The sequence below is a fragment of the Streptomyces sp. PsTaAH-137 genome, assembly GCF_003259365.1.
Taxonomy (GTDB): domain Bacteria; phylum Actinomycetota; class Actinomycetes; order Streptomycetales; family Streptomycetaceae; genus Streptomyces.
Window position 1 is genome coordinate 51,275 of the sequence record NZ_QLLY01000014.1, and the last position, 19,046, is coordinate 70,320.

Below are 19,046 nucleotides of genomic sequence, written 5' to 3' on the forward strand. Positions count from 1 at the left end.
GGTCACCTCGCGCGGTCGAGCCGCTGGACGAGCAGGTCGGCGAGGTTCTCCCGGGTGGGCGGTGTGGCGTAGTGGGTGAGGTAGATGGCGTTGAGGAGCTGGTCGGCGGCGATGACCTCGTGCTGGGAGCGGACGAGGAACTCCCGGATCAGTTCGGCGCCGCGCTCGGCCGCCTCCGCGCCGAGGTGCGCCTTGACCATGGCGCTGAGCCGTTTCTCGTCGGGCGGGGCGAGTTCGAGGTGGATGCAGCGGCGCAGCAGGGCGGCGGGGAAGTCGCGTTCGCCGTTGCTGGTGAGGACGGTGAAGGGGAAGGCGCGGCAGGCGACGCGGCCGCCCCGCACGGTGACCTTGCGTCCGTCGTCGGTCAGCACCTCGACCTCGGGCTGCCGGTCGGCGGCGCGCTCCAGCTCGGGGATGGCGAACTCGCCCTCCTCCAGGACGTTGAGCAGGTCATTGGGCAGGTCGATGTCGCTCTTGTCGAGCTCGTCGATGAGGAGGACGCGCGGGCGCGCGCCGGGCAGCAGCGCCGTGCCGAGCGGGCCGAGCCGTATGTAGTCGCCGATGCCGGGGACGTCCTCGGGGCGGCCCGCGTTGGCGGCGACCTGTACGTCCTGGAGGCGGGCGAGCGCGTCGTAGCGGTAGAGGCCGTCCTGGAGTGTCGTACGGGAGACGACGGGCCAGCGCAGGACGCGGCCGAGCTTCAGTTCGTGGGCCACGGCGTGCGCGAGGGTCGACTTGCCGGTGCCGGGGCGGCCGGTGACGAGGAGCGGGCGGCGCAGGTACAGGGCCGCGTTGACCACGTCCAGTTGTTCGGCGTCCGGGGCGTCGGTGAGCTGCTCGCGCGCGACCCGGCCGAGGCGCCGCCCGGTGCCGGGGTCGGGAGGTGTCTGCGCGGCGCCCGCGGCGGGAACCGTACCGTCGAAATCGCGCCACGGCGGCGGGGCGGGCAGCCGCTCGATGCCGTCGTGCGGGACGCCTACACCGCGGTAGATGAGCCAGTCGTTCATCAGATCTCCCCGTAGAGGGCCTCGTCGTCGCCGGGCAGAGGGTGTGCGGGGTCGTCCAGGACCAGGCCGAGGCCGAGGGCCCAGAAGGAGTCGTGGTCGCGGGCGAAGACCTCGCCGCGCAGCCGTTTCAGCTCGTACGGGAGCTGTGCCACGCGGACGGCGCCGAGCCCCTCGCGCATCCCGCGATGGAAGTCGGCACAGGCTCCGTCGGTCCCCACGGGGCCGGGTCTTCGGCCCAGGGCGACCGGGTACCCGCCGCGCCGGGCGGCGTGCAGGGCGCCGAGGGTCGGTTCGGTGTCGGTGGCCCGGCAGTACACGGGAACGGTGTGGTCGGCGAGCGCGTCGAGCCAGGCCGGGTCGACGGTGCGCGGGCGGCCGTCCGCGCAGTCGGCCCGCTCGGTGACGAAGGGCTCCGCGCACAGCCGCGCCCACCGGTCCCGCTCGCGTGCGGCGCCCCGCTCGCCGTGCGGCCGGACGCCCTGGTGGCGGAAGACGACCGGGCGCTGGACGCCGAGCGGCTCGTCGCCGTCGACGGACCATTCCTCGACGGGCAGCGTGAACAGCTCGGGCGCGGTGGCCACTTCGAGCCTGACCGGGTCGTCGTCGCCGCGGTCGACGCTGCGGAAGACGGCGCGCAGCGGCCCGGCCACGTCCCGTTCGAGCTGTTCCTCGTCGTCGCTGGTGCCGGAGACGGTGGGTTCGGCGCGGCCGCGCGCGTACAGGACGCCCACGCGCCAGCTGTACGTGCCTTCCCAGGCGTCCCGCCACAGTTCGAGCAGCGCGGTCGGTCCGACGGTGACGGCCGGGTCGCCGCCGCCCGGTGCGGGCCGGCGGACGGGCGGGTCGCCGCGGCGGCTCGCGCGGCGCAGCTGGAGGTCGTCGTAGCGCACCCGGATCTGGGCGTGGACCCGCGCGTCGTGCCACGTGGCCTGGTCGAACACGACCCGCCACAGCTCGGTCTCGACGTCCGGCGGCAGGGTCACGTCGCCGTCGGCGGCCACCGCGGCGACGTAGTGCAGCGCGGCTGCGGTCGCGTGCCGCTCCGGCGGCTCGTACAGCAGGCCGAGCCCGTCGCGCCAGGTCAGCGCGGCGGGGCCGAAGGCGGACTCGAACGGGTCGCCGCGGGCGTCGAGCGCCAGCTCGGTGACCCGGTCCGCGCGGGCCGGCGGGGCGAACTCGGCGAGCAGCCCGAGCAGGGTCGTGCGGTGTACGGGGTCGATGCCGTCGCTGACCTGGCACTTGCGCCGCAGATAGGCCCAGGCCGGGACGCGTCCGCTGCCGTCCCGCAGCCGGTCCAGGTGCCAGCGGTCGTGGGCGTGGACGACCTGGACGTAGTACGGGCTGTGGCGCAGCTGGGTGACGGCGACGGTGAGCCCGCCGGGGCGGCCGGGCCTGCTCGCCTTGACCAGGCCCACGACCGCGCCGGTACGGAGGTCCAGGACGGGTCCGCCGGACATGCCGGGTTCCACCTCGTCCTGGCGGTTGAGCCGGACGAACGCGCCGTTGCCCGCTTCCCCGGAGAGGCGGGCCAGCCGGCCGGTGATCTCGCGCTCCCCGAACTCGTCGGTGCACCCGTAGTAGGCGACGTCCCGCAGTCCGGGCCGGGGCCGGTCCCCGATCCAGACGCAGTCGTGCGAGACGGGGTCGCGCAGTCGCAGCAGCGCCATGTCGGGCGCGGGCCAGACCTGTCCGTGGTCGTCGGGCGGCTCCTGCGGGGCGGCCCAGTCGACCACGGCGACGGCGACGCCCTCGGTGCCGCCGGAGTCGGTGAAGGTGACGCCGACCTCCTTGCCCACGACGGCACCCCCCTCCCCCGTGCCCCGCAGCCCCTTGACGACCACATGGGCGCAGGTCAGCACCCATCCGGGGGCCACGAAGACGCCGCTGCCCCATGTGTCGTACGCGTCGTGCTCCCCGCCGGCGGCGTCCGGCCCGTGTCTTGTCTCTGCATACCCGGTGCGGACGGCGTGGACGCGTACACAAGCGGCCAGCATGGACGCATCGAAGACCGCGAAGGCTCGCGCCGCCTCTTCTTCGCGCCCGGTGGAGCCGTCGGGTATGCCGTGGTCCGGCACTACGAGCCTGCGCCGGAGGTGGTCGAGGGGCCGGTGGGGGTGCCGGTGCCCGGGGCCGGACCGGAGCCCGGGCCGGGAGCCGCGTTCTGAGCCGGGTCCGGATCGGGCTCCGGATCGGGCTCGGGGTCGGCCGTCGCGTCCTCGCCGGTACGCCAGGCGAGCGTCACGGTCAGGGCCGCCTTGGCCTCGCTCGCGGCGAGCAGGGAGACGACCGCGCCCGGTTTGACGGCGAGCTCGACGCCGAAGGAGACGGTCACCTCGTCGGGCCGGACGGCGGCGGCGGCCTGCCGCATCGCGGTGCCGACCCCGCGGATGAGGTCGTCGAGGCCCTCGACGCCCCGGGCCACCCGGTCGGTCACCCGTCCCGCGTCGGCGTATCCGCTCTGCGTCGGCACCAGCGCGCCCACGTCGGCCGTCCGCAGCAGGACGGGTCTGCCCCCGACCTGCACACGCACCACATCGTCCCGCCCCGTCACACCGTCCCGCGACGTGTCCTGTGTCACCGCGCCCCCGTCCCCCGACTGCCGCAACGCATCACCAACTCAGCCTGAAAACAGAAGAGTTGACTCACCAGGCTAACGCCGGGGACGACCTCGGGGCGAGCCCGGCGGCAGGGTCGGCCTATCCTGGCCAGGAATCACCGTCAATCAGTCATCTCGTCATCCGCACGGAGCAGACCTTGTACTTCACCGACCGTGGCATCGAAGAGCTGGAGAAGCGGCGCGGCGAGGAGGAGGTCACCTTCGAGTGGCTCGCCGAGCAGCTGCGGACGTTCGTCGACCTGAACCCGGACTTCGAAGTGCCGGTGGAGCGGCTGGCGACCTGGCTGGCGCGGCTGGACGACGAGGACGAGGACGAGTAGGGCCCCGTCGGGGGCGGATCAGTCGCCGCGGGCGGCGCGCACGCGGTCGTAGACGAAGCCGAGCGCGCCGTGGACGAGCAGGATCGCCCCGGCGGTGGCCCAGCCGGCGCTGCGCCGGCGCAGCCCGTAGAGGGCGAGCGGAACTCCGGCGGCGAGGTGGGCCGCGGCCACGCAGCGGGCCCGGGGGCCGCGCACCCAGGGCCCGATGCCGCTGCCCTCCACGACGTCAAGCTCGGCGTGCACGGCGTCCCGCCAGCCCGGCCAATCGACCTGCTCCGCGTCCGGCTGGACGCGGGCGACCTCGCGCAGCCGGTCGGCGGGCTCGCCGGGGCCCAGTCCGGCGGGCAGGGTGAGCCCGGCGCGGGTGAGGACGGCGAGCAGACCGCGCAGCCGGGCCCGGGCGTCGGCCTCGGAGTCGGGTGCGGTGAGGGCTTCGAGGGACTGCATGTCGTGTACGGGGTCGAGGCCGAGGCGGGCGGCGAAGGTGCGCAGGGCCTCGTGCTCGCCGACCGGGGTGCCGTTGGCCAGCCAGACGTACCCGACCGGGCGCCGGAAGCCGGAGGCGAGCGTGAAGCCGCCGCGGTCCGCGTCCCACCACAGCGCGAGCACCGGCCAGGGGGCGCCGACGGCGAGCGCGCCGGCCCAGCCGCCGAGCACCCGCTCGACGGACTCCTCGCCGGTCAGCCAGGGTTTCGCCTCGGGCACGAGGACGCTCCACTCGCGTCCGGCCCGGGCCAGCACCATCCGCTCGCGCAGGAGCTGCGCGGCGGGTCCGACGACGGCGGGTTCGGCGCGGCAGAGAAGCAGGGCACCGGCGGGTTCGGGGGACGGCATGAACCCACGCTAGGGCAATTTGCCCGCTTCGGACCACAAATGACCTCCTCTGGGAGTGCGAGCGCGAGACGGACGTTCGCGACAGTCTTGACTTTCCCCATCCGCGATATATCGTGTTTGCAGGGAACGCGATATGGCGTGTCGCACCGGCAGTCGTCCGCGCTCGCCACCGAGGGAGGTCGCACCATGTCCGAGTCCGAGTGGTCCGTCGCGGAACCGCAGAAACTCGTCTTCGACGATCCGGTCACGACGCTGCACGTCCGCATCGTCAACGGCACGGTCAACGTGGTGGGCACCGACGAGGGTTCCGCCCGCCTGGAGGTCTCCGACCTGGAGGGGCCACCGCTGCGCGTGAGCCAGGAGCACGGCGTGCTCTCGGTCGTGTACGACGACCTGCCCTGGAAGGGCTTCCTGAAGTGGTTCGACCGCAAGGACTTCCGGCGCAGCGCGGTGGTCACGCTCGCGGTTCCCACGGGGACCCGGGTCGAGGTCGGCGTGGTCGGCGCGGCCGCGGTCGTCTCCGGCATGGCGGGCCGTACGGAGGTGAAGGGCGTCACCGGCGACACGACCCTGGTGGGCGTCACCGGGCCGGTCCGCACCAGCACGGTCTCCGGCAGCGTCGAGGCCCAGGCGGTCACGGGTGACCTCCGGTTCCAGTCGGTCTCGGGGGATCTGACCGTCGTCGAGGGCTCGGGGTCCTTCGTGAAGGCGGACACCGTGAGCGGTTCGATGATCGTGGACCTGGATCCGGCGGGCCCCACGGACGTGGCACTCAGCAGCGTCTCCGGCGAGATCGCCATCCGCATCCCGCACCCGGCGGACACCGAGGTCGAGGCGAACACGGCGAGCGGAGCGGTGTCGAACGCCTTCGACGGCCTCCGGGTCTCCGGCCAGTGGGGCGCCCACAAGATCACCGGCCGGCTCGGCGCGGGTTCGGGGAAGTTGCGGGCGACGACGGTCTCCGGTTCGATCGCGCTGCTGCGCAGGCCGCCGGGCGAGGACGAGCCGTTGGACGATCCGTCCGACACAGAGCCGCACGACGCCCCGCAGGACCGCCCCGCCGACAAGAAGGTGCTCTGACATGTCTCCCGTCTTCGCCCATGGACGCCTTCGGCTCTACCTCCTCAAGCTGCTCGACGAGGCCCCGCGCCACGGTTACGAGGTGATCCGCCTCCTGGAGGAGCGCTTCCAGGGGCTGTACGCACCCTCGGCGGGCACGGTCTATCCGCGCCTGGCGAAGCTGGAGAGCGAGGGGCTGGTCACCCACACCACCGAGGGCGGCCGCAAGGTGTACGCGATCACGGACGCGGGCCGCGCCGAGCTGGCCGACCGCAGCGGCGAGCTGGCCGATCTGGAGCTGGAGATCCGCGAGTCGGTCGCCGAGCTGGCGGCCGAGATCCGCGACGACGTCCGGGGCGCGGCCGGCGAGCTGCGCCGCGAGGTGCGGGCCGCCGCGGCCGGCACCCGCACCCGGAGCAACCCCTTCGGCAAGCTCGGTGACCTGGGCGATCTGGGCGACCTCAAGGACTTCACGGACAAGGATTCCTGGCGGGCCGCGAAGGAGGAGATGCGCCGGGCCAAGCAGGAGTGGAAGGAGCAGGCACGGCGCGCGAAGGACGAGAGCCGGCGGGCCCGCGAGGAGGCCCAGCGGGCGCGCCGCCAGGCCAAGGAGGCGCAGGACCAGGTGCGGGAGCAGGCGCAGGAGGAGTTCCAGCGCATGGCGCGGCGCGTCCAGGACCAGGTGCAGGACCACTTCACACGCGGCGACTGGCCGACGGGCGTCCGCGAGGGCCTGGCCGAACTGGCCAAGGAGTTCGGCGAGTTCGGCAAGAGCTTCGGCAAGGACACTCCGCGCACACAGCCGGCGCCCGAGCCCGAGTTCCGCCCCGCGCCGGACACGGTCCCGGCCGAGTATGTCCCGTCCTGGGCCACGGAGGAGCCCACCGGCACCCCGTCCCGCGACCTGGACCGCCTCCTGGACCGCTTCCGCGACGACATCCGCGACAGGGCCCGCGACCACGGCATCACGGAGGACCAACTCCGTTCGACACGGGCCCATTTGGCGAAGGCGGCGGGCCACATCGCGGCGACACTGTCACCGGAGGGAACCACTCCCACCGCTCCCGATCCAGGCCCCTCCGCCGGTCAGGAGACGGACCCCCCATCAAGCCCCTCCGGCGGTCAGGAGACGGATCCCCCATCAACCCCCTCCGGCGATTGAGGAGCGGGGCGAGAGGCGGAGCCCCACTCAAGCCCCCCCCATCGGGCAGCGGACGGGTCCCCAATCAAGCCCCTCCGGCGATTGAGGAGCGGGGTCCGGGGCGGAGCCCCGTGGCCTCAGCCCCGGCACGGGCCGAGGTCACCCGGCGACCCGCCCCTCACCCCCGTACCCCCCGTACAGCACCCGCTCCACGGCCCCGGCACCCACCCCGAACCCCTCCAACACCTCAGCGGCAGAACTACCGCCCCGGGACACCAGCGCAAGCAGCACATGCTCATCGCCGATGGACCGATCCCCGTGCCGCACAGCCACCCGCAAGGCCCCCTCCAGCACCTTCTTGGCCTCGCCCGTGAAGGCCCGGCGCCCACCGACGCGCCGCCCACCGGCCAACGCCCCGACCCCGTGGGCCTCTTCGACCCGCGCGACGATCTCGTCCACATCGATCCCCAGCCCGGCAAGGGCTTCGGTGTCGGCCCGGGAGAGCCCCGCCCGGCGCCGGGCAGCCCCGACGGCCCGCCCGATCTCCGCGCGGCGCGCCTCGTCGGCGAGCCCGAGCGCGTCCAGCACGAAGGCGCCCCGGCTGCCGCGCCGCTCCAGCAGCGCGAGCAGCAGATGCCCCTCGTCGACCCGCTCGGCACGCTCGCGCTCCGCGTGGACGACCGCTCCCTTGACGACGGCCCTGGCCGCCTCGGTGAACCGTTCGAACATCATCGCCTCCCGTACTTCTTGTGCACGGCCTGTCGACTGACTCCCAGCTCGGCCGCGATGTCCTGCCACGACCAGCCCTGATTGCGCGCACTGCGCACCTGTACCGCTTCCAGCTGCTCAAGCAGCCGCCGCAGCGCGGCGACCGCCCGCAATCCGACGCGCGGGTCGCGGGCGCCCGCCTGCTCGGCGAGATCCGTTGCCTCGGTCATGCTGTCAATGTAGGTTGACGCGAAGGCGCTGTCAACCAAAATTGACACGCAGGGCGAAAGGAAAGGGCGCCCCGAGAACCCGGGACGCCCTTGAACCTCGTAGAACCTGGACCGGCTCCCGCTCAGACGGAGAGCACGACCTTGCCGAACAGATCGCCACCGGCCATCTTCGTGAACCCTTCGCGGGCCCGGTCCAGAGGCAGCACCTCGTCGACGACGGGCCGCACGCCGGTGGCCGCACAGAAGGAGAGCAGGTCCTCCAGCTCGTCCTTGGAGCCCATGGTCGAGCCGACGACCTTGAGCTCCAGGAAGAAGATGCGGTTCAGCTCGGTGGCCGGCGGGTTCGGCCCGCTCGTGGCGCCGGAGATCACCAGAGTGCCGCCCGGCTTGAGGGACTTGACGGAGTGCGACCAGGTCGCGGCGCCCACCGTCTCGATCACGGCGTCCACCCGCTGCGGCAGCCGCGCGCCGGACTCCACGGCCTCGACCGCGCCCAGTTCCAGGGCCCGCTTGCGCTTGGCCTCGTCCCGGCTGGTGGCGAAGACCCGCAGCCCGGCGGCCTTGCCGAGGGCGATCGCGGCGGTCGCGACACCGCCGCCCGCGCCCTGCACGAGCACCGAGTCACCGGGGCGCACCCCGGCGTTGGTGAACAGCATCCGGTACGCGGTCAGCCAGGCCGTGGGCAGGCAGGCGGCCTCCTCGAAGGAGAGCTCCTTGGGCTTGGGCAGCACGTTCCACGCGGGCACGGTGACCTGCTCGGCGAAGGTGCCCTGGTACTTCTCCGTGAGGATGGAGCGGCGCTCGCGCGGCCCGACGCCGTGGCCGGTCTCGCCGATGACGGAGTGCAGGACGACCTCGTTGCCGTCGCTGTCGATCCCGGCGGCGTCGCAGCCGAGGATCATCGGCAGCGACTCCTCGCCGAGCCCGACCCCGCGCAGGGACCACAGATCGTGATGGTTGAGGGAGGCGGCCTTGACGTTCACGGTGGTCCAGCCGGGCCGGTTCTCGGGGGCGGGCCGCTCCCCCAGTTCCAGGCCGTTCAGCGGCTGATCACGGTCGATGCGGGCTGCGTAGGCGGCGAACATGACCTTGACGATAGGGCCGGTGCCCCGCCCGGGGAACCACTCCCACCTGTGACACACGTCCTCTAGCCAGCGGCCCGGGCAACGGAAAAGGCCCCGCCGGAGCGGGGCCTCGACCAGCGGACGCTGCTCGGCACTCAGCGCCGGGCGACGCCCTCGGCCCGTGCCGCGGCCGCGACGGCGGCGGTGACGGCCGGCGCCACCCGCTCGTCGAACGGCGACGGAATCACGTACTCGGCCGACAGGTCGTCCCCGACCACGGCGGCCAGCGCCTCCGCGGCGGCGATCTTCATCGTCTCGGTGATCCGGGAGGCCCGGACCTGGAGCGCGCCCGCGAAGATGCCGGGGAACGCCAGGACGTTGTTGATCTGGTTCGGGAAGTCCGAGCGCCCGGTCGCGACCACGGCCGCGTACTTGTGGGCGATGTCGGGGTGCACCTCGGGGTTCGGGTTGGCCATCGCGAAGACGAAGGCGCCCGGCGCCATGGAGGCGACCGCCGGCTCGGGGACCGTACCGCCGGAGACGCCGATGTAGACGTCGGCGCCCGCGAGGGCGTCCTCCAGCGAACCGGACAGACCGGCCTTGTTGGTGATCTCGGCCAGCTCGCGCTTGACCGACGTGAGGTCCTCGCGGTCCCGGCTGACGATGCCCTTGCGGTCGGTGACCGCCACGTCGCCGAGGCCCGCCTCCAGGAGGAACTTCGCGATGGCGACACCCGCCGCACCGGCGCCGCTGATCACCGCGCGCAGCTCGCCGAGCGTGCGCCCGCTGAGCCGGGCCGCGTTCTTCAGCGCGGCCAGCGTCACGACGGCGGTGCCGTGCTGGTCGTCGTGGAAGACCGGGATGTCCAGCTTCTCCTGGAGCCTGCGCTCGATCTCGAAGCAGCGCGGCGCCGAGATGTCCTCCAGGTTCACGCCACCGAAGGAGGGCGCGAGGCGCACCACGGTGTCCACGATCTCGTCGACGTCCTTCGTCGCGAGCGCGATCGGCACGGCGTCCACGCCGCCGAACTGCTTGAAGAGAATGGCCTTGCCCTCCATCACCGGGAGGGAGGCCTCGGGGCCGATGTCCCCGAGTCCGAGCACGGCCGTACCGTCCGTCACGACGGCCACGACACTCGACTTCCACGTGTAGTCGTGGACGAGCTCCGGCTGCTCGGCGATCGCGCTGCACACCTTCGCGACGCCGGGCGTGTACGCCAGGGACAGGTCGTCCTTGTCGCGGACCGGCACGGTGGCCTGCACGGCCATCTTGCCGCCACGGTGCAGTGCGAAGGCCGGATCGAAGGGCTCGTCAGCGCCTTCGTTGCCGGTATTCGCGTCGCTGCGAGGATTGACGATCTCCGCTGCCACTTGTCTGACCCCTTAAGTCTTATTGCTTCGTTGAGGGTGGGTCCGCTCCTGGTTGAGGAGCGGGCGGGCACCGCGTACGTCCCAGCCGGGCCCGTTTGTGGCCGGCTGCGCGGGTACGTACACGACGGGCGCGCCGCACGCGCGCCCTGAGCCCCGGATGAGGGGTGTAAAGAACCTTCTTACCCGACGGACCGTGCCGCGGACGAGCCCATTCGTGATCGATCACGCGGCGGTGACATGACTCATAGCCACATGTCTGGACACGTCAGGGAGACGCACCCGAGCGAGACGCGAAGAAGCGACCGAATAATGAGACGGCGGGCGGTTCGCCGGAGATCCTCCGGCCGGTGGGCGATACGTCCGCAGATGATGTAGGCCCCATGCACCGTGATGTGCCGACCTGTTGACCGACTTGAGTCACCCGTTATCCGATTTTGACATCACCGCGCCCCTGAACGACCCGGTCCGAATGGCAAGATGCGTCATCACGCAGGTCGCGACACCCGAAGGCGTGTGCCCCAGCGACCCTGACGGCCACTCCCCCATCCCTGCCGGAGGACCCCACCATGACCGCAAGCACCACCCGCCGCTCGACCGCGAAGGCCGGGAAGTCCGTGAAGACCCGGATAGCCGCGGCCGGCGCGATCGCGGTCGCCGGCACGCTGCTGCTCACCGGCTGCGGCGACCAGACGAAGTCGGACGACTCCGGCAAGTCCTCCACCGAGAGCGCGCCGCTCGCGGGCAAGCTCCCCAAGGAGATCCGCGACAAGGGCGTCATCCGGGTCGGCTCGGACATCGCGTACGCGCCGGTCGAGTTCAAGGACAAGTCGGGCAAGGCCATCGGCATCGACCCCGACCTCGCCGACGCGATGGGCAAGCAGCTCGGCGTGAAGTTCGAGTTCCAGAACGGCACGTTCGACACCCTGGTCACGGGTCTGCGCTCGAACCGGTACGACCTCGCGATGTCGGCCATGACCGACACCAAGGACCGCCAGGACGGCATCGACTCCGACACCGGCAAGAAGGTCGGCGAGGGCGTCGACTTCGTCGACTACTTCAACGCCGGCGTCTCCATCTACACGCCGAAGGGCAAGACCCAGGGGATCAAGACCTGGGAAGACCTGTGCGGCAAGAAGATCGTGGTGCAGCGCGGCACGGTCTCCCACGACCTCGCCAAGGCGCAGGCCAAGAAGTGTCCGTCGGGCAAGAAGCTCGGCATCCAGGCCTTCGACGACGACCAGCAGGCGCAGACCCGGCTGCGCTCGGGCGGCGCGGACGCCGGTTCCTCCGACTTCCCGGTCGCCGCGTACGCGGTGAAGACCTCGGGCGGCGGCAAGGACTTCGAGATCGTCGGCGACCAGGTCGAGGCGGCCCCGTACGGCATCGCCGTCGCCAAGTCGCAGACGCAGCTGCGCGATGCCATCAAGGCCGCGCTCGACGCCGTCATCAAGAACGGCGAGTACGACAAGATCATCGCCAAGTGGGGCGTCGAGGCGGGTGCCGTGAAGGCCGCCACCGTCAACGGCGGCAAGTAAGGCAATCCGTAACGCCTGACGCGTCGTTGAAAGGCAACATCCGTGTCTGTTGACATAGACAAGACGGGCGGCGGCCCCGAGGACACCCCGCCGCCCGCGGCCCACCCGGAGACCATCAAGGCCATCCCGGTGCGGCACTACGGCCGCTACGTCGCCGCCGTCATCGCCCTGGCCCTCCTCGGCTCGATCATCTACGCCTTCAGCCAGGGCAAGATCAACTGGGGTGCGGTCCCCGACTACTTCTTCGACGACCGCATCCTGACGGGCGTCGGCAAGACGCTCCTGCTGACGGTTCTCGCGATGGTGATCGGCATCGTCGGCGGCATCCTGCTCGCCGTCATGCGCCTGTCGAAGAACCCGGTGACCAGCTCGATCGCCTGGTTCTACATCTGGTTCTTCCGCGGCACGCCGGTCCTGGTCCAGCTGTTCATCTGGTTCAACCTGGGCCTGGTCTTCGAGTACATCAACCTCGGGCCGATCTACAAGGACTACTGGTCGTCCTTCATGACGCCGCTGCTCACGGCCCTCCTCGGCCTGGGCCTCAACGAGGCGGCGTACATGGCGGAGATCTGCCGCGCCGGTCTCCTCTCGGTCGACGAGGGCCAGACCGAGGCGTCGCACGCGCTCGGCATGAGCCACTCCAAGACGCTGCGCCGCATCGTGATCCCGCAGGCGATGCGGGTGATCGTGCCGCCGACCGGCAACGAAGTCATCAACATGCTGAAGACCACCTCGCTCGTCGCGGCGGTCCAGTTCAACGAGCTCTTCCGGGCCGCGCAGGACATCGGCCAGCAGTCCGGTTCGCCGGTGGAGATGTACTTCCTGGCGGCCGCCTGGTACCTGATCATGACGTCGATCCTGAGCGTCGGGCAGTACTACATCGAGCGGTACTACGCACGCGGCACGAGCCGTCAGCTGCCGCCCACGCCGTGGCAGAAGGTGCGCGCGAGCGTCTTCTCGGTGGGCCGCCCGAACGGAGGCATGGCATGAGCGAGCGGCAGCACGCGATGGTCAAGGCCGAGGGCGTCCACAAGTCCTTCGGCAACGTGCAGGTCCTCCAGGGCATCGATCTGGAGGTCAAGCAGGGCGAGGTCTTCTGCCTCATCGGCCCGTCGGGCTCCGGCAAGTCGACGTTCCTGCGCTGCATCAACCACCTGGAGCAGATCAACGCCGGCCGGCTCTACGTCGACGGTGAACTGGTCGGCTATCGCCAGAAGGGCGACAAGCTCTACGAGCTGAAGGACAGCGAAGTCGCCCTGAAGCGCCGGGACATCGGCATGGTCTTCCAGCGCTTCAACCTCTTCCCGCACATGACGGCGCTGGAGAACGTCATGGAGGCGCCGGTCCAGGTCAAGAAGGAGTCGAAGGCGCAGGCGAGGACCCGCGCCGGGGAACTCCTGGAGCGGGTCGGTCTCGCCGACAAGGCGCGCAACTACCCCTCGCAGCTCTCCGGCGGTCAGCAGCAGCGCGTGGCGATCGCCCGCGCGCTCGCGATGGACCCGAAGCTGATGCTGTTCGACGAGCCGACGTCGGCCCTCGACCCGGAGCTGGTCGGCGACGTCCTGGACGTCATGCGCGACCTCGCCGAGTCCGGCATGACGATGGTCGTCGTCACGCACGAGATGGGCTTCGCCCGGGAGGTCGGCGACAGCCTCGTCTTCATGGACGGCGGCGTGGTCGTCGAATCGGGCCACCCCCGCGACGTCCTGACCAACCCCCGCCACGAACGCACCCAGTCGTTCCTGTCGAAGGTCCTGTAGCCACACGGCAGCACAGTTCCCCGCGCCCCTGGTGATGAGATGCCGCACGAAGTGCGCACCTCAGGGGCGCGGGGAACGGCGCGAGAAGCGGCCACCGGCCCGCGCGTGACCAACTACCCAGGGGCGCGAGGAACTGCGCGGCAAGCCACGACGGCGCCACACCCGACCGACAACCCATCAGGGGCGCGGGGAACGGCGCGAGAAGCGGCCACCGGCCGTCAGTCGACGTACAACCCAGGGGCGCGAGGAACTGCGCGACCAGCCACGACGGCACCGCACCCGACCGACAACCCATCAGGGGCGCGGGGAACTGCGCGAGAAGCGGCCACCGGCCGTCAGCCGACGTACAACCCAGGGCCGCGGGGAACTGCGCGACAAGCCACGACGAAAGCCGCACCCGTCACCGTCACCGCAAAGCCAACACCAGCGCATCACTCGGCGACCGCCAAACGGCCCGAGCCTCCCCGAACCCGGCCCCGAACAGCGCCGACACATGCCACCCCACCGACGGAGTCACCCCGTCGGCATGCTCCCCGTAGATCTCGAACCGCCGCGCGGTGGGCCCGGCCAGCACCGGATCGGCGGCGGCCAGCGCCCACCAGTCGGCCCAGTCCACGGCCCCGCCGCCCCGGGCCCGCTCCATCCGGGCGTGCCGAAGAGCCCGCTCGGCGGCATTGATCCGCGGAGTCGATTCGTCGATCATGTGGTCCGCGTTCATGAACACACCCCCGTCCCGCACCAGCGGGGCGAGTTGACCGTAGAGGGCGGCGAGAGGCTCGGCGTGCAGCCAGTGCAGGGCGGTGGCGGTGAGCACGGCGTCGTACGAGTCGTGCGGCAGCGCCCGCGTCCAGTCGGGATCCTTGAGGTCGGCGGTGACGAAGGAGACCCGCTCGTCCCCCTCGAACGTGCCGCGGGCGATGGCCAGCAGCGCCGGGTCGAGATCGACGCCCACACTCGTCGCGCGCGGGAACCGCGTGAGCAGCCGGTCCGTGATACTTCCCGTACCGCACGCGAGGTCGAGCACCCGGGGCGCCGTCCCCACGCACGCCTCGACCATGTCGAGCATGACCCGGAACCGCTCCTCGCGGTCGGGCATGTACCACTCCTGCTGCCGGTCCCAGCTCTCCTGCCAGGAGCGCCAGTCGGTGGTGGTCCGAGTCGTCATGGAAGGCCTCCCGTACGGGCACCGCTCCCCGCGGTGCGTAATACCCTGAAAGCAGAAGTGAGCATTACGCTCACGTCGGACGACGATAGCCCGCCCCGGTAAGGACTACAAGTGGAACTGGCCTATTACTCGGACTACGCAGTGCGCCTCGTCAACACCGAGGAGCCGGGCCGCGGCAAGGACTCCCTGACCACGGTCGACACGGTGCGCGAGCTCTTCGGCGCCAGCCAGGACGCGGCGCGCAGGGCCACGGACGCCGACCTGACCCGCTTCAGGAGCGTACGAGGACGGCTGCGCGCGGTGTTCGAGGCGGCCGACGGCGGCGACGAGGAACTCGCCGTGAACCTGCTGAACTCGCTGCTCCTGGAGTTCCCGGTGAGCCCGCAGGTCTCCGGGCACGACCACCGCGACGACGACGGCAAGCCGCTGTGGCACATGCACCTCGCGGACCACCCGTCGAACGCGACCGCGGGCTACGCGGCGATCGCCGCGATGGGCCTCGCCTTCCACCTCACCGAGTACGGCGTGGACCGGCTCGGCCTGTGCGAGGCGGCCCCGTGCCGCAACGCCTATCTGGACACGTCCACCAACCGCTCGCGCCGCTACTGCTCGGACCGCTGTGCGACCCGCGCCAACGTCGCCGCCTACCGGGCCCGCAAGCGCCTGGAGGCCGAGGAGCGCACGGAGCGCACGGACCGTACCGAGCGCACGGGACGTACGGCGGAGAACGCCCAGGACAGCACGGCCCCCACCGAGCGCTGACCCTCCCCCTCCGCCCACGGCCTGCGGCGCCGCAGCCGCCCGCGCACCCTGGCGAGCACCAGTTCGTCGGGGACCACGCCGTAGACGGTGCTGTCACCGCCGGCGGCGGCGTTGTCGCCGAGCACCCACCAGCCGCCCTCGCGCCGTTCGGCGATCCGCTTCACGACCAGCAGGTCCTGCTGGAACGGGTGGCGCAGGATGATCACGTCGCCCGCCCGCACCCGCGCGCCGTGCTGCACCAGCAGCCAGTCCCCCGGATACAGGGTGGGCACCATGGAGGGCCCCTCCACCTCGATGAGCTGGAACGGCACCCTGCCCTCCCGCGCTTCCTCCGCCGCCGTCTCGGGCATCAGACAACCTCCCCGGTCCCTTGCGGTCCCATCCTCCACCAGTCCCAGTCTCACCCTGGACTTTTGTCCTAAGCCCCCGGGGGCACCCGAGAAAACCCGTCCTGCACGGAGTAATGTCCCACCTGAGAAGACGATCACGAGGAAGGACAGCTACATGCTTTCCCGCCTGTTCGCCCCCAAGGTGAAGGCCAGTGCCCACTGCGACCTCCCCTGCGGCGTGTACGACCCGGCCCAGGCCCGCATCGAGGCCGAGTCGGTCAAGGCCGTCCAGGAGAAGATGGCGGCCAACGACGACGCGCACTTCCAGGCGCGCGCCACGGTCATCAAGGAGCAGCGAGCGGAGCTCGCCAAGCACCACGTCTCGGTGCTGTGGAGCGACTACTTCAAGCCCCCGCACTTCGAGAAGTACCCGGAGCTGCACCAGCTGGTCAACGACACCCTGAAGGCCCTCTCGGCCGCCAAGGGCTCGACCGACCCGGCCACGGGCCAGAAGGCGCTCGACTACATCGCCCAGATCGACAAGATCTTCTGGGAGACCAAGAAGGCTTGATCCCTGATCATGCCGTTTGACCTGCGTTTTCCTTGTTCGCATGGTCTTCCGGTCCGCACCTGGTCCACGGTCTGCCGCAACCCGGCACTCTGATGGACCAGGTGCGGTCTTCTTTTTCCGGTCATTTCTCCCAGGAGTACCGCCGTGCCGCGCAGCACCCCCCGCCCCCGCGTCCTCTACGTCACCGATCTCGCGTACGAGGCCCGCGGCCGCCGCTACTGCGACGAGGACATCTTCCTGACCTCCCGGCTGCGCTCCGCCTTCGACCTGGCGCTGTGCCACCCGCTGGACGCGGCGGACCTCATGGACGCCTTCGACGCGGTCGTGGTGCGCAACAGCGGCCCGGTGCTCGGTTACCAGGAGGCGTACGAGGCGTTCCGCGCGCGGGCCCTCGCGCAGGGCACCGTCGTCTACAACCCGCTGCACGGGCGGGGCGACATGGCGGGCAAGCAGTACCTCCTGGACCTGACCGAGGCCGGCCACCCGGTCATCCCGACCGTCGACCGGCCCGCCGACCTGGCGAAACTCCCGGAGGCGCCCGCATACGTGGCGAAGCCGCGACTGGGCGCGGACTCGATAGGGCTGCGCAAGGTGACCCCGGCGGAGCTCACCGGACTGCCCTACGAAGAGGGCCTGTTGGTGCAGCCCCACATCGACTTCGCCTACGAGGTCTCGTTCTACTTCGTCGACGACGCGCTCCAGTACGCCCTCCACGCCCCCGACCCGGCCCGCCGCTGGGAGCTGCGCGCGTACGAGATCACCGCCGCCGACCGGGAGTTCGCCCGCTCCTTCATCGACTGGAACACCCTTCCGTACGGCATCCAGCGCGTCGACGCCTGCCGCACCCGCGAGGGCGAACTGCTGCTCGTGGAGCTGGAGGACCTCAACCCGTACCTCTCGCTCGACCTCGTGGACGACGCGACGCGGGACGCCTTCGTGGCGGCGATGACGGCGTCGGTCCGGGCCGCGGTCTCCGGCTCCGCCGGCTAACTCTCCGGGAGGCTCCGCACGACCCGCGCCGGATTGCCCACGGCCACCACGTCCGCGGGCAGATCCCGGGTGACGACGGAGCCCGCGCCGACGACCGTGTTCGCGCCGATGGTGACACCGGGGCAGACGATGACACCGCCGCCCAGCCAGACGTTGTCACCGAGGGTGATCGGCTTCGCGGCCTCCCACTTGGCGCGGCGCGGTTCCGCCGCGACGGGGTGGGTGGGCGTGAGCAGTTGGACGTTCGGGCCGATCTGGACGTCCTCGCCGATCCTGATGGGTGCCACGTCGAGGAAGACGGCCCCGTAGTTGACGAAGGTCCGCGCGCCGATGCTGATGTGCCGCCCGTAGTCGACGGCGAGCGGCGGCCGCACGACGACGTCCTCGCCCACCTCACCGAGGAGTTCGCGCAGCAGAGCCCCGCGCGCGGGCAGGTCGGTGACGCTGCTCGCGTTGTACCGCTCGCCCAGTTCGGCGGCGCGCAGCGCGTCCGCCTCCAGTTCGGGATCGTCGGCGAGGTAGAGGTCACCGGCGAGCATGCGCTCCTTCTGGCTACGGTCGTCGGGGCGCGGCCAGTCGCGCACCTCGGTCACCGCGGACACCGGCAACGGACCGTAGAGATGCGGGAAGCTCTCCCCGCCCGGCGCCGCCTCCTCGACCCGCACCGGGACACCGTCGAGCCGGGCCGGATCGACGACGAGGACCACCAGTTCGCCCGGGGCGGGATCGGTCCCGTACAGCAGTTCGGCGACCTGGCGCACCAGGTGCGGGAACGAGAAGTGGATGAAGCCGACCTCGGAGAGGGTCCGGCCACGGGTCGACATCTCGTACGTCCCCGCGGCCCGGGCACTCTCCCACAGGCGTCGCTCGGTGATGTGCAGCAGCTCGATCATGCCCCCAACGTACGGGGCCGGTGAGGTCACCGCGTCCTGGTGTAGCGGCGCACGAGCACACCGTTGGCGAACGCGCGGTTCTCCGTCAGGTCGAACCGGTCGAGGGAGTACGAGCGGCCGCCGAACATCGGCAGCCCCGCGCCGAACACCACCGGGTAGGTCTTGAGCACGAGTTCGTCGATCTCGTCCGCGAGCAGCCCGGCAAGTTGCGCGCCGCCGCACAGCCAGATGTCCAGGTCGCTGTCCTCGGCCTTGAGTTCCCGGACCGCGCCGACGACGTCGTCGTGGATCAGCCGCACGTTCGGGTGCGGGGACTCGGTGAGGGTGCGCGAGAGGACGTACTCGCGCAGATGCCCGTACGGGCTGGTGAGCCCGGCGTCCAGGCCCACCTGGTAGCTGTTGCGGCCCTGGATCACGGTGTCGAACTTCTTGTTCGCGACGCCGTCGAGGCCGAGGGCCTGCCGGCCGGCCGACGCGATGGTGTCCGGGTACTCGCCGGTGAGGAAGGCGAGGAACTCTTCGTCGAGGTACTGCATGAACATGGTGCCGTCGCCGGTCTCGTCGCCGATGAAGCCGTCGATGGACACGGCGACGAAGTACGTGAGCTTGCGCAAGCTGGTCTCTTTCCGCTGGGGACAGGGGAGTTGGGGCGTCGCCGCCCCGAACCACTACAGTTATAGTGCTCCAGGTG

General features: G+C 71.3%; 21 protein-coding genes and 1 pseudogene. 9 read left to right on the forward strand and 13 right to left on the reverse strand.

Annotation, left to right across the window (positions count from 1 at the left end; genetic code table 11):
• Positions 1-2: 2 nt before the first annotated feature.
• The 3 genes from K377_RS27920 to K377_RS27930 form a co-directional block, all read right to left on the reverse strand.
• On the reverse strand, positions 3-1,007 hold the full coding sequence (locus K377_RS27920; protein ID WP_111666320.1) for a MoxR family ATPase: 1,005 nt from the start codon (positions 1,005-1,007) through the stop codon (positions 3-5).
• Positions 1,007-3,001 carry a trypsin-like peptidase domain-containing protein gene (locus tag K377_RS27925; RefSeq protein WP_146614761.1) on the reverse strand — a complete coding sequence of 665 codons (1,995 nt, stop codon included), beginning with the start codon at positions 2,999-3,001 and terminating at the stop codon, positions 1,007-1,009. Before K377_RS27925 ends, K377_RS27920 begins: the two co-directional genes overlap by 1 nt.
• Positions 3,002-3,081: 80 nt before the next feature.
• Positions 3,082-3,585: a CU044_2847 family protein gene (locus tag K377_RS27930; protein WP_146614762.1), complete on the reverse strand. Its 504-nt coding sequence runs from the start codon at positions 3,583-3,585 to the stop codon at positions 3,082-3,084.
• A gap of 176 nt (positions 3,586-3,761) precedes the next feature.
• On the opposite strand from K377_RS27930, the gene K377_RS27935 reads away from it, so the two are divergent.
• Positions 3,762-3,944 carry a DUF6104 family protein gene (locus tag K377_RS27935; RefSeq protein ID WP_003961784.1) on the forward strand — a complete coding sequence of 61 codons (183 nt, stop codon included), beginning with the start codon at positions 3,762-3,764 and terminating at the stop codon, positions 3,942-3,944.
• Positions 3,945-3,962: 18 nt separating this feature from the next.
• On the opposite strand, the gene K377_RS27940 is transcribed toward K377_RS27935, so the two are convergent.
• Complete coding sequence (locus tag K377_RS27940; protein WP_111666323.1) at positions 3,963-4,778, reverse strand: hypothetical protein; 816 nt, start codon at positions 4,776-4,778, stop codon at positions 3,963-3,965.
• Between the two features lie 186 nt (positions 4,779-4,964).
• Here K377_RS27940 and K377_RS27945 point away from each other — a divergent pair, with 186 nt between their 5' ends.
• Both K377_RS27945 and K377_RS27950 read left to right on the forward strand, forming a co-directional pair.
• Positions 4,965-5,858: a DUF4097 family beta strand repeat-containing protein gene (locus K377_RS27945; protein ID WP_111666483.1), complete on the forward strand. Its 894-nt coding sequence runs from the start codon at positions 4,965-4,967 to the stop codon at positions 5,856-5,858.
• Position 5,859: 1 nt separating this feature from the next.
• A complete protein-coding gene (locus K377_RS27950; RefSeq protein WP_111666324.1) occupies positions 5,860-6,999 on the forward strand; it encodes a helix-turn-helix transcriptional regulator in 1,140 nt (379 codons plus the stop codon).
• Between the two features lie 138 nt (positions 7,000-7,137).
• Here the strand turns inward: K377_RS27950 and K377_RS27955 are convergent, their stop codons facing one another.
• The 4 genes from K377_RS27955 to K377_RS27970 all read right to left on the reverse strand — a co-directional run bounded on the left by K377_RS27955 (position 7,138) and on the right by K377_RS27970 (position 10,350).
• Positions 7,138-7,707: a Clp protease N-terminal domain-containing protein gene (locus K377_RS27955; protein ID WP_111666325.1), complete on the reverse strand. Its 570-nt coding sequence runs from the start codon at positions 7,705-7,707 to the stop codon at positions 7,138-7,140.
• The gene (locus K377_RS27960) at positions 7,707-7,916 is read right to left on the reverse strand and encodes a helix-turn-helix domain-containing protein (RefSeq protein WP_111666484.1); all 210 of its coding nucleotides are present in this window, start codon (positions 7,914-7,916) and stop codon (positions 7,707-7,709) included. The genes K377_RS27955 and K377_RS27960 overlap by 1 nt, the downstream gene beginning before the upstream one ends.
• A 122-nt stretch (positions 7,917-8,038) precedes the next feature.
• Positions 8,039-9,001, reverse strand: coding sequence for a zinc-binding dehydrogenase (locus tag K377_RS27965; RefSeq protein WP_111666326.1), 963 nt, complete (start codon positions 8,999-9,001; stop codon positions 8,039-8,041).
• A 134-nt stretch (positions 9,002-9,135) separates the two neighbouring features.
• The gene (locus K377_RS27970) at positions 9,136-10,350 is read right to left on the reverse strand and encodes an NADP-dependent malic enzyme (protein ID WP_111666327.1); all 1,215 of its coding nucleotides are present in this window, start codon (positions 10,348-10,350) and stop codon (positions 9,136-9,138) included.
• 566 nt (positions 10,351-10,916) lie between these two features.
• Here K377_RS27970 and K377_RS27975 point away from each other — a divergent pair.
• From K377_RS27975 to K377_RS27985, 3 genes are read left to right on the forward strand one after another with little or no spacing between them, the layout of a single operon-like run.
• The gene (locus K377_RS27975; protein WP_111666328.1) at positions 10,917-11,885 is read left to right on the forward strand and encodes an ABC transporter substrate-binding protein; all 969 of its coding nucleotides are present in this window, start codon (positions 10,917-10,919) and stop codon (positions 11,883-11,885) included.
• Positions 11,886-11,927: 42 nt separating this feature from the next.
• Entirely contained in the window at positions 11,928-12,875 is a 948-nt protein-coding gene (locus K377_RS27980; RefSeq protein WP_111666329.1) for an amino acid ABC transporter permease, read from the forward strand.
• A gap of 17 nt (positions 12,876-12,892) precedes the next feature.
• Complete coding sequence (locus K377_RS27985; RefSeq protein WP_111666485.1) at positions 12,893-13,645, forward strand: amino acid ABC transporter ATP-binding protein; 753 nt, start codon at positions 12,893-12,895, stop codon at positions 13,643-13,645.
• Between the two features lie 406 nt (positions 13,646-14,051).
• Here K377_RS27985 and K377_RS27990 read toward each other — a convergent pair whose 3' ends face one another.
• The gene (locus K377_RS27990) at positions 14,052-14,810 is read right to left on the reverse strand and encodes a trans-aconitate 2-methyltransferase (protein ID WP_111666330.1); all 759 of its coding nucleotides are present in this window, start codon (positions 14,808-14,810) and stop codon (positions 14,052-14,054) included.
• Positions 14,811-14,921: 111 nt separating this feature from the next.
• Here K377_RS27990 and K377_RS27995 point away from each other — a divergent pair, with 111 nt between their 5' ends.
• A complete protein-coding gene (locus tag K377_RS27995) occupies positions 14,922-15,572 on the forward strand; it encodes an ABATE domain-containing protein (RefSeq protein WP_111666331.1) in 651 nt (216 codons plus the stop codon).
• Here the strand turns inward: K377_RS27995 and sodX are convergent.
• The gene (gene sodX / locus K377_RS28000) at positions 15,455-15,922 is read right to left on the reverse strand and encodes a nickel-type superoxide dismutase maturation protease (RefSeq protein WP_146614763.1); all 468 of its coding nucleotides are present in this window, start codon (positions 15,920-15,922) and stop codon (positions 15,455-15,457) included. The genes K377_RS27995 and sodX overlap by 118 nt on opposite strands.
• Positions 15,923-16,076: 154 nt before the next feature.
• Here sodX and sodN point away from each other — a divergent pair, with 154 nt between their 5' ends.
• Positions 16,077-16,472 (forward strand): superoxide dismutase, Ni, encoded by a 396-nt coding sequence (gene sodN, locus K377_RS28005; protein ID WP_111666332.1) that lies wholly within the window; start codon positions 16,077-16,079, stop codon positions 16,470-16,472.
• 144 nt (positions 16,473-16,616) lie between these two features.
• Entirely contained in the window at positions 16,617-17,462 is an 846-nt protein-coding gene (locus K377_RS28010; RefSeq protein ID WP_111666333.1) for a hypothetical protein, read from the forward strand.
• On the opposite strand, the gene K377_RS42060 is transcribed toward K377_RS28010, so the two are convergent.
• The 3 genes and pseudogenes from K377_RS42060 to K377_RS28020 form a co-directional block, all read right to left on the reverse strand.
• Positions 17,459-18,001, reverse strand: a complete 543-nt coding sequence (locus K377_RS42060) for a sugar O-acetyltransferase (RefSeq protein ID WP_202456018.1) — start codon at positions 17,999-18,001, stop codon at positions 17,459-17,461. The two genes, K377_RS28010 and K377_RS42060, sit on opposite strands and share 4 nt — an antisense overlap.
• Positions 18,002-18,034: 33 nt before the next feature.
• Positions 18,035-18,355 (reverse strand): annotated as a pseudogene (locus K377_RS42065) (DUF952 domain-containing protein); the annotation flags it as partial.
• Between the two features lie 26 nt (positions 18,356-18,381).
• Positions 18,382-18,969: a dihydrofolate reductase family protein gene (locus K377_RS28020; protein ID WP_111666335.1), complete on the reverse strand. Its 588-nt coding sequence runs from the start codon at positions 18,967-18,969 to the stop codon at positions 18,382-18,384.
• Between the last annotated feature and the right edge of the window lie 77 nt (positions 18,970-19,046).